The sequence below is a fragment of the Kaistia granuli DSM 23481 genome, assembly GCF_000380505.1.
In the GTDB taxonomy this organism is placed as follows: domain Bacteria; phylum Pseudomonadota; class Alphaproteobacteria; order Rhizobiales; family Kaistiaceae; genus Kaistia; species Kaistia granuli.
In genome coordinates this window covers 198,832-215,451 of record NZ_AQYH01000005.1, presented here as the reverse complement: position 1 = coordinate 215,451, position 16,620 = coordinate 198,832, and the positions used below count along the sequence as shown (strand labels likewise).

General features: G+C 65.7%; 17 protein-coding genes and 1 tRNA gene. 10 read left to right on the top strand and 8 right to left on the bottom strand.

Annotated features, from left to right (window positions below):
* Positions 1–203: 203 nt before the first annotated feature.
* The 9 genes from G342_RS0106680 to G342_RS0106635 all read left to right on the top strand — a co-directional run bounded on the left by G342_RS0106680 (position 204) and on the right by G342_RS0106635 (position 9,961).
* Positions 204–1,205, top strand: a complete 1,002-nt coding sequence (locus G342_RS0106680) for an adenosine kinase (RefSeq protein ID WP_018182340.1) — start codon at positions 204–206, stop codon at positions 1,203–1,205.
* 265 nt (positions 1,206–1,470) lie between these two features.
* A tRNA-Leu gene (locus tag G342_RS0106675) sits at positions 1,471–1,555 on the top strand.
* Positions 1,556–2,524: 969 nt separating this feature from the next.
* Complete coding sequence (locus G342_RS0106665) at positions 2,525–3,529, top strand: UDP-glucuronic acid decarboxylase family protein (protein ID WP_051094136.1); 1,005 nt, start codon at positions 2,525–2,527, stop codon at positions 3,527–3,529.
* Complete coding sequence (galE, locus tag G342_RS0106660; protein ID WP_018182337.1) at positions 3,529–4,515, top strand: UDP-glucose 4-epimerase GalE; 987 nt, start codon at positions 3,529–3,531, stop codon at positions 4,513–4,515. Before G342_RS0106665 ends, galE begins: the two co-directional genes overlap by 1 nt.
* Entirely contained in the window at positions 4,512–6,350 is a 1,839-nt protein-coding gene (locus tag G342_RS0106655; protein WP_018182336.1) for a glycosyltransferase family 2 protein, read from the top strand. Before galE ends, G342_RS0106655 begins: the two co-directional genes overlap by 4 nt.
* A gap of 18 nt (positions 6,351–6,368) precedes the next feature.
* A complete protein-coding gene (locus tag G342_RS23480) occupies positions 6,369–7,787 on the top strand; it encodes a UDP-glucose dehydrogenase family protein (protein WP_018182335.1) in 1,419 nt (472 codons plus the stop codon).
* A complete protein-coding gene (locus tag G342_RS23475; protein WP_051094134.1) occupies positions 7,784–8,362 on the top strand; it encodes a DUF995 domain-containing protein in 579 nt (192 codons plus the stop codon). Before G342_RS23480 ends, G342_RS23475 begins: the two co-directional genes overlap by 4 nt.
* Before the next feature lie 7 nt (positions 8,363–8,369).
* On the top strand, positions 8,370–9,326 hold the full coding sequence (locus G342_RS0106640) for a glycoside hydrolase family 26 protein (RefSeq protein WP_018182333.1): 957 nt from the start codon (positions 8,370–8,372) through the stop codon (positions 9,324–9,326).
* 122 nt (positions 9,327–9,448) lie between these two features.
* On the top strand, positions 9,449–9,961 hold the full coding sequence (locus G342_RS0106635; protein WP_018182332.1) for a DUF995 domain-containing protein: 513 nt from the start codon (positions 9,449–9,451) through the stop codon (positions 9,959–9,961).
* Positions 9,962–10,091: 130 nt separating this feature from the next.
* Here the strand turns inward: G342_RS0106635 and G342_RS0106630 are convergent, their stop codons facing one another.
* On the bottom strand, positions 10,092–10,355 hold the full coding sequence (locus tag G342_RS0106630) for a hypothetical protein (protein WP_018182331.1): 264 nt from the start codon (positions 10,353–10,355) through the stop codon (positions 10,092–10,094).
* A gap of 373 nt (positions 10,356–10,728) precedes the next feature.
* Here G342_RS0106630 and G342_RS0106625 point away from each other — a divergent pair, with 373 nt between their 5' ends.
* Positions 10,729–11,874, top strand: a complete 1,146-nt coding sequence (locus G342_RS0106625) for a helix-turn-helix domain-containing protein (RefSeq protein ID WP_018182330.1) — start codon at positions 10,729–10,731, stop codon at positions 11,872–11,874.
* A 163-nt stretch (positions 11,875–12,037) separates the two neighbouring features.
* Here G342_RS0106625 and G342_RS26635 read toward each other — a convergent pair whose 3' ends face one another.
* Genes G342_RS26635 through dhaL form a run of 7 tightly spaced genes read right to left on the bottom strand, consistent with a single transcriptional unit; the run spans position 12,038 to position 16,618 of the window.
* The gene (locus G342_RS26635) at positions 12,038–12,229 is read right to left on the bottom strand and encodes a hypothetical protein (protein ID WP_425402206.1); all 192 of its coding nucleotides are present in this window, start codon (positions 12,227–12,229) and stop codon (positions 12,038–12,040) included.
* Between the two features lie 33 nt (positions 12,230–12,262).
* The gene (dhaK, locus tag G342_RS0106620) at positions 12,263–13,246 is read right to left on the bottom strand and encodes a dihydroxyacetone kinase subunit DhaK (protein ID WP_018182329.1); all 984 of its coding nucleotides are present in this window, start codon (positions 13,244–13,246) and stop codon (positions 12,263–12,265) included.
* Between the two features lie 24 nt (positions 13,247–13,270).
* Positions 13,271–13,678, bottom strand: coding sequence for a hypothetical protein (locus tag G342_RS0106615; RefSeq protein ID WP_018182328.1), 408 nt, complete (start codon positions 13,676–13,678; stop codon positions 13,271–13,273).
* Positions 13,675–15,306 (bottom strand): putative PEP-binding protein, encoded by a 1,632-nt coding sequence (locus G342_RS0106610; protein WP_026304188.1) that lies wholly within the window; start codon positions 15,304–15,306, stop codon positions 13,675–13,677. The genes G342_RS0106615 and G342_RS0106610 overlap by 4 nt, the downstream gene beginning before the upstream one ends.
* The gene (locus G342_RS0106605; RefSeq protein WP_018182326.1) at positions 15,299–15,613 is read right to left on the bottom strand and encodes an HPr family phosphocarrier protein; all 315 of its coding nucleotides are present in this window, start codon (positions 15,611–15,613) and stop codon (positions 15,299–15,301) included. Before G342_RS0106605 ends, G342_RS0106610 begins: the two co-directional genes overlap by 8 nt.
* 10 nt (positions 15,614–15,623) lie before the next feature.
* Positions 15,624–16,010, bottom strand: coding sequence for a dihydroxyacetone kinase phosphoryl donor subunit DhaM (gene dhaM / locus G342_RS0106600; protein WP_018182325.1), 387 nt, complete (start codon positions 16,008–16,010; stop codon positions 15,624–15,626).
* Positions 16,007–16,618 (bottom strand): dihydroxyacetone kinase subunit DhaL, encoded by a 612-nt coding sequence (gene dhaL / locus G342_RS0106595; protein ID WP_018182324.1) that lies wholly within the window; start codon positions 16,616–16,618, stop codon positions 16,007–16,009. Before dhaL ends, dhaM begins: the two co-directional genes overlap by 4 nt.
* Between the last annotated feature and the right edge of the window lie 2 nt (positions 16,619–16,620).

Sequence of the window (16,620 nt, the reverse complement as noted above, 5' to 3'; positions counted from 1 at the left end):
CGGAAAAGGTGACGTTGGAGATAGGATGGCGGCGTGGCCGGTGCAAGGCAGTTGGAGCCGCAAGCGGCCTGTCACCGCCGCCCTCACCGGGCGGATCGATCCGTCGTTTCACCAGAACTGTTGCGCGGCAAGGGCCCGACGGTATAGTCCGGCTCCGTCACTCCTTCGGCCGCCCGGCCAAATCGCCTGATCAGGATCTCAACATGACGGAAGCCCGCTACGACGTTCTCGGCATCGGTAACGCGATCGTCGACATTCTGGCGCGGGCGGAGGAGAACTTCCTGGTCGACCAGCAGTTGGTCAAGGGCTCGATGCGGCTCGTCGACATGGACGAATCGAAGCGGCTCTACGGCGCCATGGGCCCGGCGATCGAGGCCTCGGGCGGCTCCGCCGGCAACACCGTCGCCGGCGTCGCCTCGCTCGGCGGCAGCACGGCCTTTGTCGGCAAGGTCGCCGATGACGAGCTCGGCGCCGTCTACCGGCACGACATGCGCTCGATCGGCGCCACATTCGACGTCGCGCCGCTGGTCGGCGGCGCGCCGACGGCGCGCTGCATGATCTTCGTCACGCCGGACGGCGAGCGGACGATGAACACCTATCTCGGCGCCTGCCATGCGCTAACGCCCGACGACATCGACCCGGCCCTGTTCGCCGATACAAGGATCACCTATTTCGAGGGCTTCCTCTGGGATGCGCCGAGCGCCCGCGACGCCTTCTTCAAGGCCGCCGACATCGCCCACAAGGCAGGCCGCCAGGTATCGCTGACGCTGTCCGACGCCTTCTGCGTCGATCGCTTCCGTGGCGACTTCATGCGCCTTTTGCGGGACGGCACGATCGACATCCTGTTCGCCAACGAGGTCGAGCTGAAGTCCTTCTACGAGACGGCGAGCTTCAACACGGCGCTGAAGGCGCTGCAGAAGGATTGCCGCATCGCCACCGTCACGGTCGGCGCCGAGGGCTCCTATGTGGTGACGCCGGACCGTATCGAGCATGTGCCGGCGACGACAGTCGAGACGGTCGTCGACACCACCGGCGCCGGCGATCTCTACGCCTCGGGCTTCCTCTATGCGGTCGCCAAGGGTCTCGACTTCAGGACGGCGGCGGCGCTCGGCTCGCTGGCGGCTGGCGAGGTGATCAACCATATGGGGCCGCGCCCGGCGGCCTCGCTGATCGACCTGGCGCGCCAGTCCGGCTACACGATCTGAGCGGATCTCAGCTGGAGGTCCGAGCCCGCCACAGGCCGGCACGGTCCTGCAAGGGTTTGGCGCCATTCATTGTTTCCAGGAAGCGCGGATCGGCGCCGAGCTTCTTCTGATGTCGCGCCGGGGAAACGCGTCGGCGCGGGCGAACGCGGCTCGGGGCGGAACGGCGGAGGCGGCTGGGAAGTTTTCCCCAGCCTCGAATTATCCCGGACGTTCGCGTCGTCTCGTGATTGACAAGGCAACGGGGTCCCCTTATTCATCCGTCCGCGCCCAGATGGCGGAATTGGTAGACGCGCACGGTTCAGGTCCGTGTGACGAAAGTCGTGGAGGTTCGAGTCCTCTTCTGGGCACCATTTCCCAGGCTACGTTCCTGATTAATTTCGGGATTTCAGCTTGACGCCCGCACCGAAGCTTCGGTGCGGGCGTTTTTCGTTCTGGGAATGATCTCGGAGCATGAGCGCCGCTCCCTCCATGCCGAGCCGCTTTATCTCAGCGGCCCTCGTGCAGAGCGCCGCCATCTTTCCTGTTGTCCAGCCCAAAATGGCCACGGGCTGGGGCACAGTTGCGCCGTTCCCGGCTGCACGCACGGCGCCGGCTTTCCGCAGACCCTGCGCCGAGCCAAGACACTTGGCTGTGGTGCGCCAAAGCCCTCTTTGTCGAAGGCGCGTCCGTAGCCAGTCGTAAGTCCGTCCGGTAGGGCAAAACCCGCCTCGTCCAGGCTCTTTCGACGCTCGGCTCGGTTCGCGCTCTCCTGCCATGGACGAGTATTACCACGCGAGTCGATACATCGGTCGTCTCGTTCGCGAGCCCGCTGACCGACGTCAGGCCCCCTTCCTCTCGGACATGCTCGAGGCATGAAGGACGTGGCGCCCATGCGTGCGCCTGCGCCGGAGGATGGCCACCACCGCCGGGGCAGCGCGCTTCATGGCCGGCGATGGGCTCATGGGACGGTCATGCCTAACGCGTTGTGCCGAAAGCGCCTGCAGCGTGCCGAGGACTACATCGCCGAACGTTCCGGCGCGCTCTTTGGTCGACGACATCGCCCGGCAAGTCCAACAGGAGCCCTCTTCGGTTGTATCGAGGCATCCATCATCGGCACGAATGTTGGAGATCATCAAATGGACGCGGAGACAACTTTCCGGATGCCGGGATAACGACCAACCCATCCCCAGTATGTATCAGTAAATAGCTGAGAACGCCTGAGCGCAACAAATTGATACATAGCCGACCCGAGCGCATCTCAACTTTGAGCCACGGGTAAGCTGTACATTTGTTCATCTTGCACGAATAAAATCGACCCGATGGAGGCTGAATTGGGGGAGATGCTGGGTGCCGAAACGTTTCTTACAGGCATAATTCCGAAGCGTCGCATCTTGGTTGCAGGCGGCGCCGGATTCTTAGGATCGCATCTTTGCGAACGTCTGCTGCGCGAAGGTAATTCTGTCGTCTGCGTCGACAATTTCTCGACGGGTCGCATGGAAAACATCCGCGGCCTGCTCCGCTCCGACGATTTCACCGTGATCCGGCATGACATCGTGGATCCGATCGGTCTGTCGGTGGACGAGATCTACAACCTCGCCTGCCCGGCATCGCCACCCCATTACCAGGCCGACCCGATCCACACCATGAAGACGAACGTCGTCGGCTCGCTCAACCTGCTGGAATTGGCCGCCCGGAATGGGGCGCGCATCTTCCAGGCCTCGACCTCCGAGGTCTACGGCGATCCGCACGTGCACCCGCAACCGGAAGGCTATTGGGGCAACGTCAACTGCTTTGGTCCGCGCTCCTGCTACGACGAGGGCAAGCGCTCGGCCGAGACGCTGTTCCACGACTTCCATCAGCGCTACGGCGTCGACATCCGCATCGTCCGCATCTTCAACACCTACGGACCGCGCATGCGCGCCGATGACGGCCGCGTCGTCTCCAACTTCATCGTGCAGGCCCTCCAGGGCCATGACATTACCATCTATGGCGATGGCTCGCAGACGCGTTCCTTCTGCTATGTCGACGATCTGATCGAGGGGTTCCACCGGCTCATGTATAGCCGGCCGGCGATCCAGACGCCGGTCAATATCGGCAATCCGGGCGAGTTCACCGTCCGCGCGCTTGCCGAGCAGATCATCCGCATGACGGGCTCCTCGTCCAGGATCGTTCATCACCCGTTGCCGACGGACGACCCGCGTCAGCGCCGGCCCGACATCACGATCGCCCAGCGCGAGCTCGGCTGGTCGCCGAACATCGCCCTCGCGGAAGGCCTGAGATCGACCATCGCCTATTTCGAAGGCCAGTTGACCAGGCCGGTCGCGGCACTCGCCGAGGCGTCGTGATGACCAGGCAAACCGTCCTCGTGGTCGGCGGCGCGGGCTTCATTGGTAGCCACACGGCCAAGCTGCTCTCCCGGCAGGGCTATGACCCGGTCGTCTATGACAATCTCTCGACCGGCGACGCCAAGGCGGTCCGCTGGGGCGCGCTCGTCGAAGGCGACATTCTCGACACGGAGCGGCTGGTCGCGACCATCAAAGCGTACGACCCCGTCGCCGTCATCCATTTCGCCGCCTCCGCCTATGTCGGCGAGTCTGTCGAGAATCCGGCGAAGTACTATCGCAACAACGTCAGCGGTACGCAGTCCCTGCTGGAGGCATGCCGCCTGACGGGTGGACGGCATGTGATCTTCTCTTCGAGCTGCGCGACCTATGGCGTGCCCGATCATCTGCCCATCCGCGAGGGCGAGGTCCAGCACCCGATCAATCCCTATGGCCGGACGAAGCTGATCGCCGAGCAGATGCTGGCGGACTACGCGGCCGCCTACGGCATCCGCTACGTGGCGCTGCGTTACTTCAACGCCTGCGGCGCGGATCTCGAGGGCGAGATCGGGGAGGCGCATGATCCCGAGACCCATCTCATCCCGCGCGCCATGCTGGCGGCGGCTCGCTCCATCGAAGTCCTCGAGGTCTATGGCGACGATTACGAGACGCCAGACGGCACCTGCATCCGCGACTACATCCACGTCACGGACCTGGCGCGGGCCCATGTCCTCGCGGTCGAGCACCTGATCCGCGGCGGCGACAATCTCGCCGTCAACCTCGGCACCGGGCGTGGCACCTCGATCAAAGAGATCCTCGACGCGATCGGGCGTGTAACAGGCCGTGATGTACCGGTGACGCTCCGCGCGCGCCGCGCCGGCGATCCGCCGATCCTCTATGCCGATCCGGCGCTGGCGGCGGCGACCCTGGGCTTCCGGGCGCTGCATTCGGACCTCGACACGATCATCCGCACGGCGGCGCCTTTCTTCGGGCTCGAGGTGCGGCCATGAAAACGCCCCGCGTCGCGTCGGCGGCCGGAGCGGACGAGCCGCTCCTGGTGCCGATCTTCACCGGCCGCAAGCGTATCGAATATGTCGCCGGCGCGGTCCTCTGGCTGCTGGCTCTCGGCTACTTCTGGCAGTGGTGGCTGTTCACCGCGGTCCACACGCATCTGGTCGGCTCGATCCTCATCTCTGTCGTCCTGGCCTGGATCACCATCCTGCCGGTCTATTTCATCTGGGTGTTCTACAAGGCCCGCCGGCCGCATGGCCCGCTCCGGCTGCCGACCGGCAGCCGGGTCGCGATGGTCGTCACCAAGGCGCCGTCCGAGCCCTTCCCGATCGTGGCCGAAACGCTGCTGGCGATGCTGGCGCAGAACGTGCCGCATGACACGTGGCTCGCGGACGAGGACCCGACGCCCGAGACGCTCGCCTGGTGCGAGGCGCAGGGCGTGTTCGTCTCGACCCGCAAGGGCCGCGCCGACTATCACCGCAAGACCTGGCCCCGCCGCACGCGCTGCAAGGAAGGCAACCTCGCCTTCTTCTACGATATGTATGGATACGAGCGTTACGACTTCGTCGCGCAGCTCGACGCTGACCACGTCCCCGAGCCCGGCTATCTCTACAACATGCTGCGTCCCTTCGCGGACCCCGCAGTCGGCTATATCTCCGCGCCCAGCATCTGCGACCGCAACGCGGCGGAGAGCTGGTCGGCCCGCGGGCGCCTCTATGTCGAGGCCAGCATGCATGGTTCGCTGCAGGCCGGCTACAACGGCGGCTACGCCCCTCTCTGCATCGGTTCGCACTACGCGGTGCGCACGGCCGCTCTGAAGGAAATCGGCGGCCTCGGGCCCGAACTCGCCGAGGATCACTCGACGACGTTGTTCATGAACGCGCATGGCTGGCGCGGCGTGCATGCGCTCGACGCCATCGCGCATGGCGACGGACCCCGCACTTTCGCCGACCTGGTGACGCAGGAATTCCAGTGGTCGCGCAGCCTGGTGATGCTTCTTCTTCAGTATTCGCCTGGATTGGTGAAAAAGCTTCCGCCTCGGCTGAAGTTCCAGTTCCTTTTCTCGCAGCTGTGGTACCCGCTCAATGCGCTTTGCATGGCGATTGCGTTCCTGCTGCCGCCTGTCGTGCTGATCTACAACGAGAATTTCGTCGACGTCACCTATCCGGATTTCCTGCTTCATTTCCTGCCGCAGTCGATTGTCATGGTGATGCTGGCGCTCTGGTGGCGGTCGAGCCGGACTTATCGTCCCGTCGACGGCAAGATCTTCAGCTGGGAAGCCACGCTCTTCCTGCTGGCACGCTGGCCATGGGCCATGGCGGGAACGATCGCCGCGGTTCGCGACTGGCTGACCGGCTCGTTCGTTGACTTCCGCGTCACACCGAAGGGAACCTCCGAGGTCGATCCGCTGCCGTTCCGGGTGCTCGCGCCCTATGCGATCATTGCGCTGATCTCCGTCCTGCCGGTGCTGCTCGTGCCGGACGCCGACGAGACGCGCGGCTTCTATGTCTTCGCGATCGTCAACGCCAGCCTCTATCTGCTGCTGATGACCGTGATCGTGCTGCGGCATGGCCGCGAGAACGCGGTGCGCGTGCGCAACCGCTTCTACCGGCCAGCTCTGGCGAGCGGTCTCGTAACCCTCTGCGCAGTCGTCAGCATCGCCACGGCCGAGCGCGGCCGGGACGGCATCGTGGCGTTGACCTGGGGGACCAAGAGCTTCTCGATCTTCGATGACCGCTTCTCGGCGTCCGGGGCGGGCGTCGGCGGACGTCAGCTTCACAGGACCGTTTTCAATCCGCGTTGGCGCGGCAGTTCCGCCAGTGGCCAAGACTAACAGGGAGGCAGAACCAAAATGAAGATCGCAGTCATTGGGACAGGATATGTCGGACTGGTCAGCGGCACATGCTTTGCCGCGTGGGGGCACCAGGTGGTCTGCGTCGACAAGGACGCACAGAAGATCGCCGGACTGAAGCAAGCGATCCTGCCGATCTACGAACCTGGCCTCGACGAGCTCGTCGAGGAAAACATGAAGGCAGGACGGCTCGGGTTCACGTGCAACCTCGCCGAGGCCCTGAAGGGCGCCGCCGTCGTGCTGATCGCCGTCGGCACGCCGGCCCGCGCCGGCCATGGCGATGCGGACCTCTCCTTCGTCTACATGGCCGCGCGCGAACTCGCGCCCCATCTCGAGAAGGGCGCGGTCGTCACCGTCAAGTCCACCGTTCCGGTCGGCACGGGCGACGTCGTCGAGAAGATCATCGGCTCCATCCGGCCGGCAGGGACCTTCTCGGTTGCGTCCAATCCGGAATTCCTGCGCGAGGGCGTCGCGATCCGCGACTTCCTCGAGCCGGACCGGGTGGTGATCGGCGTCGAGGACCAGCGGGCGCGCAAGGCGCTGATGGAGCTCTATGGCCCGCCGCTCGAGAGCCGCGGCACGCCCATCGTCGTCACGCGCCGCCGCACCTCGGAACTGATCAAGTACGCAGCCAACGCGTTCCTCGCGACCAAGATCACCTTTATCAACGAACTGGCCGACCTCTGCGAGGAAGTCGGTAGCGACGTTGGCGAACTGGCGCTCGGCATGGGTCTCGACAAGCGTATCGGCTCGAGCTTCCTGAACGCCGGCCCCGGCTATGGCGGTTCCTGTTTCCCGAAGGACACGCTGGCGCTGCTGCGTACGGCGCAGGACCATGGCGTGGCGCTGCGGCTGGTGGAGGAAACCGTCACCGCCAACGAGGCGCGCAAGCGCCGCATGGCGCTGAAGGTGATGGACGCGCTCGACGGCGACGTCGAAGGCGCCACGATCGCGGTGCTGGGCCTCACCTTCAAGCCGGACACGGACGACATGCGCGACGCGCCGTCCGTGCCGCTGATCGAGACGCTGCAGCGCTTCGGCGCCAATATCCGCGCCTACGACCCGATCGGCACGGAGAATGCGAGCCGCATCCTGTCGGACGTGGAGTTCTGCCACGACGCCTATGAGTGCGTCCGCGACGCCGACGCGGTGGTGGTCGTGACGGAATGGGACAGCATCCGCCGGCTCGACCTCGGTCGCGTCAAGCGCGCCATGCGCCAGGCGGTTCTGGTCGATCTCCGGAACGCGTTTTCACGTGGCGCAGCCGAGGAGCTCGGCTTCCGCGTCTCGGCCATCGGCCGGCCTGCGTCGGCGCGGCAGGAGACACGCGGCAAATACGGATTGCAGGCGGGCGATCCCCGTTCGCATGCAGGACTGGGCGGGGGCGACAACCAGGCGAAGGGTGGGAGGCTCGAATGAGAGAACGGAATTCTGACGCAACCCGGGCCATGGCCCGGCTGAGGGCAACCGCCCTTGCAGCCCTGGGAGCGGCGCTTCTGGCAGGTCCGGCCGTCGCCTCCACCGCTCCGGTGGCGGCGGGTGAACCGCCGGCGGGAAGCGCCGTCATGTCGGCCGCCGAACTCTACGTGCTCTATGGCGACAAGAGCTGGCAATGGCCGGACGGCGCGGGCCGCCTGGACAGCACCGACCGCCGCTTCACCGCCTGGGTCGACGGTGAAAAGGGCAAGTCCTGGGCGGAAGGACGCTGGCTCGTGATGGATTCGGGGCTGATGTGCCTCAAGGCGGACTGGCACAGCGGCCAGGAGGTCTTCCCGGCCAGGACTTGCTTCGAACATCGCATCGGCAACGGGACGATCTACCAGAAGAAGCAACCGGACGGCGGATGGTACGTCTTCCGCCATGCCGAGGCTCGCGAGGACGACGAGGCGAACAAGCTCGTCTCCGCGGATCTGGTCTCCGGCCGGTTCGACGAACTGAAGCCAGCGCAGCCGCCAAAGGCCCGGCCGGCGATGAAACAGCAAGCGAAGAAATGAGACGGCTATGAAATCACGCTATGTGGTGGCTGCAACCCTACTTTGCGGCGCGTTCTTCTCTGGCGCTGTCTATGCGGCGAGTGGCGCTTCCGGCGCCAATGTCGACAATCGCAGCCAGTTCCAGGACAAGCGGCCGGTAATCGCCGCTAAGTCCCTGATCGCCGGCGCCTATGATCCGCATGGGGACTACGCCAACGACTCCAACTCCAAGATCGAGCATCTCTTCCTGCCCTGGGAGGATGTCGACCTGGAAAGCCTCGCCATGGCGGACGCCTATGCCCGCGAGCGCGGGCGGGCGCTCCTGATCAGCGTGGAACCCTGGTCATGGGCCCGCGACTGGCGCGCCACGCCCGAGGATCTTCTCAGCGGCATCCTGAAGGGACGGTACGATTCCAACATGACCGCCGTCTGCTCCACGGCGGCAAAGCTGAAAAGCCCCGTGACGATCCGATGGGCCCAGGAAATGGACGACAAATCCGGCCAGTTCACCTGGTCCTCCTGGCGTCCGGAAGACTACATCAAGGCCTACCGTCATGTGGTGGACGTGTGCCGCAAGCACCTGCCCAACGCCCAGTACATGTGGTCGCCCAAGGGCGACGAGGGCCTCGAAGCCTTCTACCCCGGCGCCGACTATGTCGACACGATCGGCCTGTCGGTCTTCGGATACCAGCCCTATGACAAGCTGACCGTCGGCCGGGATGTGGGCTTCTTGGAGCGGACCAAGCCTGGCTATGATCGGGTCAAGGGCTTCGGCAAGCCGATCGTGATCGCAGAGCTCGGCTACGAAGGCTCTGACGACTACGTCCGCTCTTGGGCGTTGGAGGCCAATCGGCCGCATCCCGAATTCCCGGCCATGACCTCGGTGGTCTACTTCAACGACCGGGAAGTCTATCCCTGGCCGAAGGATGTGGGCCGCCCCGATTGGCAGGTCGCGAACCACCCCCTGGAATGGCCAACGAACTGATCCGCTGGAGCGGCTCCGGTCGATGGCCCAAGGGCCGCTCCCCGCTTCTGCATTGCACGTGCATCGCCGCCGACACGCGACCTGCCCATGCGGATGCACCCCGGACATGAGAGGAAAGCAAAGTGTTTCCGACCCGATTTTCGATCGCCCTCGCGGCTCTGCCCCTTCTCTTCGTGGCGGGAGCCCATGCTGCCCCCCAATCGAAATCTGCGGCCGCGACGGCGAAACTGGCCGCCGCCGCCACGCCGATGAGCGTGCAGGCGCTTGAAGCGCTCTATTCCGGCAAAACGTGGAAATGGAAGACTGGCGGCGGCTACTTCTCGCCCGAACGCCACCGTTTCACCGGATGGTCGGAAAAGGGTGATGTGTGGTCCTATGGCAAGGGTCGCTGGAAGGCCAGCTTCGGCGGCAAGGTCTGTATGCAGGTCGTCTGGCACTACCAGACCGGCTACGGCAACAACAGCACCTGCTTCCTGCACAGGGAGAAGGACGGGGTGATCTACCAGAAGCCCGCCTTGGGCGGTGAATGGTATGTCTTCCGGCACAATCCCATGCGACCCGGCGACGAAGCCCGCAAGTTCGTCAGCGGCGACCGCGTCGGCAAGAATGTGGCTCGTCTGGAGGCCGCGCGCTGACTGTCCCCTGCAGAGCCGAGCCCTACCGAACCTCACGAACGCAGACATCCCGAAAGCGGTCGGACGCTTTCGGAATGCGCGGGGCCGAACGGCGAAGGAACTGGAGCGACGCGGGCGCCGGTGTGGCGCCTCAGAAGAGGCCGCGCGAATGGCATCGTGACTTCTGTCCGAAGCCGCTTGGCGTGCAGACAAGGGAACCGGCGCGCGCGTTGTCGGCGGCGGAAATCTTGACGACCTGCCCCTTGCCGACCTTGTTGTAGCGGACCTCGCCATTGACCTGGTATTTGACGAGATAGACGGTCCGGGTGTCGTCCTTCTTCTTCCGGGCTTCCTTCGCCTCCGCGCCGACCGGCAACGCCACGCACGTTGCCAATCCGAAAGCGACGATGGCCAAGCAATTCAGACTCTTCCAGCGGGTATTCCGAAGCAGTTCATTGTGTCTCACAGGATTGCCTCCTACTGGTGATCCAGAGGACGTCTTAGCGGCAGCCCGCTAACATTTTCGCCGAGAACCCTCGATAATTTCATTCAAATTGACACTATCCCCCCGCAGCGGAATGGTCGGCTTGACTGTACTTTAGCACGGCCGGAAGGGCGCTTCTTCTGTCGATCCGCCAGACTTGAGTGGACAATTCAGATTATAAGCGCATCCATTATACTTACTGAATAGTCAGCTATCCTTATTTAAATGCTAGAAAATCTCGCCCACCTTGATAGGCTCCGCCTTTGCGTCTAGCCTATTGTCTAGGCTTAACAGGGGTGCCCCGGTGGCGGCCGACGATTCCAAGGATATCGACCAGCAGACCGAATTTATCGAGCGCCGACGCCTGCCGCGCGTACCGCTGATCCCGCTCGGGGAAGAACCAAGCCAATCGGCTGCTCTCGTCCCGCATCGCTTTGCCACCGATCATCTCGCGGCGGATCAGCAGTTTCGTGCCTGGCAGACATATCTGGCGCCGCTGCTGGACGTGCGCCTACCGCCCGGCGTCGGCGCCGAGCAAGGTTTTCGGGTCCGTCAGGCCGTCTGGAATCTCGGTGGCATCCTGCTGGTGCAGCAATCCGCTCCGGCGTTCAGCTATGAGCGGTCGCGCGAGCAGGTCCGGTTCAGCCCGATCGACCATTGGCAACTCACCATTCTCCGTTCGGGTCAAAGCTGGACCGCCGTCGATGATCGCGTGGCGGAGGGTCGTCCAGGAACGGTCGAAATCCGATCGCTCGGCCAGCCGTTCCGCGGGCGCGCCACTGCGGCTGAATCGGTCACGCTGATCGCGCCCGTCGACCGCTTCGCGCCGCGCGGCGGCCTGCCGGAGGCCAGCCATCACGTGGTCCTGGGCGGCCAGCACTCCAGGCTGCTGGTGGATTTCGTGACGAGCGTCGAGGGAGGCCTCGATCGGCTGACCCATGATGACCTCTCCAGCGTGAGGAGCAGCCTGCTGGAGGTGGTTTTCGACACAGTCTCCTATCTGGTGGGAACAGGTTGCGAGACGGATCAGGCTTCGTATGTCGGACTCATGACAAGAGCGCGGCGATTCATCCAGAGCCATCTGGCTTCCGAGAATCTGACTCCGGACACCCTCAGCCGGGAACTGGCGATTTCACGCACGCGTCTATATGAGTTGTTCGAGAGTTCCGGCGGCGTTCTGAAATACATACGGGAGCGGCGCCTGCTCGCCGCACACACCATGCTGGCGGACCTCTCGGAAACACGGAAGATCGCCGACGTGGCCGAGACCTTCGGCTTCGACTCGGCCGCCAATTTCAGCCGCGCCTTCACACAGCGATTCGGCTACAGCCCCAGCGGCGTACGCCGACTGCCACTGCGCCTGGAGGCACAATCCGATGCGAATAGCCTATCGTCGGATGCCCCCCTGACGACGTTCGAGAGCCTGCTCAAAAATCTCGAGTCGCCTTGATAGCGAGGCCTATGAATGCACCCCGCGCTCAAAGCCTGACCGGCTGCGAACGGATGGCAATCATGCCGGGCGTAACTCGGCCAAATCGCTCAGCGATGGTCAGCGAGCCATGTGGTGATCGAAAGGCTGCCGGAGAACATCCCAGCCACGACCTGGCCATGCGCTAGCCCAAAGGCCTCCCGCAATCGATCGGAATGACCGATCCGATCGCGAACGGCAGGAGCGAGGCAACGTCCTCAGGCGCAGAAACCCGCCCGAGTGGCGTCTGCGCCGCCTGCCGATCGCGCCATTCTTGGTCGAGCCCCTTGACGAATTCCGTGTCGACCCGCCCCGGCGAGACCGAGACGACGCGGATCTCCTGCGCAATCGGCCATATTCGCGCGTGGCTCTACCAGCGCAAGGCCGGGGTCCGCACCGGCGCGTCCCACAACGCCGCCAGATCATCGTCCAGAACGGTCACGGTCAGCGAACAACCGGCCATTTCCAGCGACGTCACATAGGTGCCGACCAGGCTGCGCGCGACGTCCAGCCCCTCGGCCTCAAGACGGCGTTGGGCCGCGTTGTACACGACGTAAAGTTCGCTCGACGGCGTGCCGCCGAAACCGTTGACGAACAGCAGGCAGCGCGATCCGGCGGCCGGGCGCAGATCGGCGAGGATCGCGTCCAGCAGTTCGTTCACGATCGCATCGGCCGGCGCCATCGGCGCGCGCCGGCGGCCCGGTTCGCCATGGATGCCGACACCAATCTCGATCTCGTCTTCGGCCAGCTCGAAGGTCGGCTTGCCCGCGGCCGGCACCGTGCAGGAGCTCAGCGCCACGCCCATGGAGCGCGTCGCGGCGTTGACCCGCTCGCCGAGCGCGACCAGCTCGGCCAGATCCATCCCCTGCTCGGCGGCGGCGCCGAGGATCTTCTCGACCACCAGCGTTCCCGCCACGCCGCGCCGACCAATGGTGTAGGCCGAGTTGTCGACCGCGACGTCGTCATTGACGAGAACGCGCGCGACCGGCCCGGAGGCCATCTCCGCCGCCATCTCGAAGTTCATCACGTCGCCTTCATAGTTCTTGACGATCAGAAGGGCGCCGGCATCGGAGCCGACCGCCTCGATCGCGGCCAGGATGCGGTCCGGCGTCGGCGAGGTGAAGATCGCGCCCGGCACGGCCGCGTCCAGCATGCCCAGTCCGACGAAACCCGCATGCAGGGGCTCGTGGCCGGAGCCGCCGCCGGAAATCAGCGCCACCTTGCCGGAGGCCGCCGCGCGGCGGCGCAGGAAGCGTCGCTCGCCATCCATCTCGATCAGATCGGCATGGGCGGCGGCGAAACCGTCCAGGCTTTCGTCCAGCACATCGGCCACGCTGTTGATCAGTTTCTTCATGGACTTCCTCCCCCTGAATGCGGGTCACTTTTCTTGCAGGATGCGGATGATGTTGCGGACCATGTCGTGCAGCGCCTCGTCCATCAGACGATTGGCCCTCGCATTGCCCAGATCCGGCACGGTCATCTGGATCGTCCGATGGCCGGGGCTGTTGTCGGATTGCTGCCGCTGGTTGGGATGAGCGACATCATAGGCGGCCAGGAACTCGGCCTTCTCGGCTGGCGAGAAATGGCAGACTTCGAGGATCGTATCGATGTGATGGGTGGGGATGGCCACCCGGTAGCTGGGACTGCTGATCTGCGACACGAAGGATCGGTTCGTGCCCAGCGCCACCGCCAGCCTTTGCCGCGTACCCGAGGGCCGGTTGTCCAGGACGCTGCGCAGCAGCTCCTTGTAATTCCGGACGGGCTTGGGAACGCGGGATGTCGTCATGACGGCGGGGTGCTCGGTTCATCGGTCGAAGCCAGATCGAGCCCGGCGATCACCGCCTTGACCGCACCGGCCAATCCGGGCTGGACCGAGAGCGACCGCAGGCCGGCCGTCAGCAACGCCGGCACCAAGGCCGGATCGCCGCCGGCGTCGCCGCACAGGCTGACTTCGCGCCCGACCTGCCGGCCATGCGCCGCCACGCGGGCGATCAGTGCCAAAACCGAAGGATCCGCCACAGAACCGAGCTCCGCCGACGCGGCCTCCTCGCGGCTGACGGCGCAGGTATACTGCACCAGATCATTCGATCCGATCGAGAAGAATTCGGCGTCGAACCGTTCGGGGGTGATGGCGACGGCCGGAACCTCAACCATGATGCCGAGCGCGGGACGGCCATGCGCGACGCCGGCCGCGGCCAATGCCGCGATCTCGGCTTCGAGCAGGGCGCGGGCATCCGCGAGTTCGCGCGGCAGCGTCACCATCGGCAGCATCACCTTGAGCGGCCCGGTCGCCGCGGCGCGGGCCAGCGCGCGCAGCTGGACGCGGAACACGTCGGGATGGCGCAGCGACAGACGGATCCCGCGCATGCCCAGAAACGGATTGGCTTCATGCGCCGGCGTGTAGCCCGCGATAGGCTTGTCGCCGCCGGCATCGAGCGTGCGAACCGTCACCGGCCGCCCGCCGGCCCAGGCGAGGATCCGCGCATAGGCGGCTAGCTGCCCCTCCTCGTCCGTCAACCGCTCCGGGCGATCGAGGAACAATTCGGTCCGTACCAGGCCGATGCCATCGAAATGGGCCGGATCCAGACCGTCGAGGTCTGACGGATCCGCGATGGTCGCCTGCACGGCGACCCGCACACCGTCACGGCTGAGCGCCGGCCGCGCGGCATAGACCGCCGCCTGCGCCCGGCCGGCTTCTTCCGAAGCGATACGGGCGCCGGCCGCTGCCAATCGACCTTGCTCCGGCGCGACAACCAGCGTTCCTTCGGCGCCGTCGAGAAGCGCCTCGCCGTGGAGATCCAGCACCTCGGGGCCCAGTCCGACCACCATGGCAAGCCCTCGGCCGCGCGCCAGCATGGCGACATGGCTGGTCGGGCTGCCCTGCGCCAGCGCAAGTCCCGCGCCAGCGCCCCAGCGGGCCGACAGGAACTCGGACGGGCGCAGTTCGGCCGCCAGCAGGATCGCGTGGTCGGGCACCACCAGCGGCCCGCTCGCCCCGCCGGACAGCTCCGCCAGGACACGATCGCGGATATCCTGGAAATCGACGGCGCGGGCGCGAAAATACTCGTCGTCCGAGGCCTGATAGGCGGCGATCTCGGCATCCATGGCTGCCGCCCAGGCCGCGCCGGCCGGTTGGCCTGCGGCAATCGCCTCAAAGGCCGGACGGGCCAGCTCGTCATCCTCGAGAAAGGCGATCTGCATGCCGACCACCTCGGCCTCGTCGCCGTCGAGTTCCCCCAGCAGCGCCGCCAGCGCCTGCCCCGCCGAAGCGATGGCGCCATGCAATGCCGCCTCGTCATCCCCGGTGGACGCGGCAGGATCGGCCTGCGAGGCGGCCTCGGACTCGGGGCGCCACAGGCGACCCGAGACCAGTCCCGGCGACGCCGCGACCCCGACGAGCAGCCGCTCAGCCATGACCGCCGCCATCCGGCGCCGGGCCAGCCTCGTCGAAGTTACGGGAGACCAGCGACATCATTTCGTCGAGCGCCTGCTGCGCCCCCTCGCCGGAGGCGCGCATCCAGAGCCGCGTGCCCTGCGGCGCGCGAAATCGCATGAGCTTCACCGGGCTCTTGGCGTCCACCCACGGGCCGGCTTCGTCGGTCGCAACCTCGATCGCCGCCGGGAAGGACTTGGCCAGCTGCGTCAGCTTGACGGAAGGCCGGGCGTGCATGCCCGATTCGTTGGTGAGGATGGCCGAAGCGACGACATGTTCCTGCGACATCGGGAATCCCTTATTGCGACGACAGCTCGTCGGCGACGGCCTGAACCTTCGCCAGCGACGATCCGCCCGAGGCTTCCGCTGCGGCGATGACGGCGCCCTCGACGATGGGCGCGTTGCAGATCACCGCACGCTCCCGGCGTTCCGGCGGCAGCATCTCGATGGCCATCTCGCTGTTGGTCTCGGCGCCGCCGAGATCGACCAGCACGGCGACTCCCGCCTCGCTCCACGCGGCGTTGATCGCATCCAGGATGCGCGCCACGCTGGTTCCCAGGCCCCCTGCCTCGTCGCCACCCGTATAGGCGAGCGGCACGCTGTCCCCCACCATCTGGCGCACCATGTCGGCGGCGCCCTCCGCCACCTTGGGCGAATGCGAGACGATCACGATTCCGACGTTCATCCAGATGTTCCTTCCAGCACGGCACAGACGGCACCGATGATCAACGAGGCCGAGCGTGCGCCGGGATCCATATGTCCCACCGAGCGGGCACCCAGGAAAGCGGCCCGCCCACGCAGCGCCTGCATCGGCACAGTGGCTTCGGCAGCCTCGGCGGCGACGCGTGCAATGCCCGCAGGCGTCTCATTCTCCGCCAGCGCGGCTGAAACCGGCGCCAACACATCGAGCAGAGTCTTCTGTCCTGGCTCGGACTTGCCGCGCGCGGCGACCGCGGCCATGGCTCGGGCGAAACCGGCCGCGAAAGCCGCCCGGTCGGGGTTCTCGTCCAGCGCCTTGCCCAACTCCAGGAAGAAGGTGCCATAGAGCGGGCCGGAGGCGCCGCCCATCGACATCACGAGCGTCTGGCCGATACCGCGCAGGGCCGCCGGCAGCGGCTGGTCCGCCAGCTTGTCGGCATGGGCCAGCACCGCATCGAAGCCGCGCTTCATGCCGGTGCCGTGGTCGCCATCGCCGATGGCCTGGTCCAGCTCCGTCAGCTCCTGACAATGCGCCTCGACCGTGGCGGCCATCTCCTCAATCAACCGCCGGCGCAAGGCCGAGTCGATCTGCATGC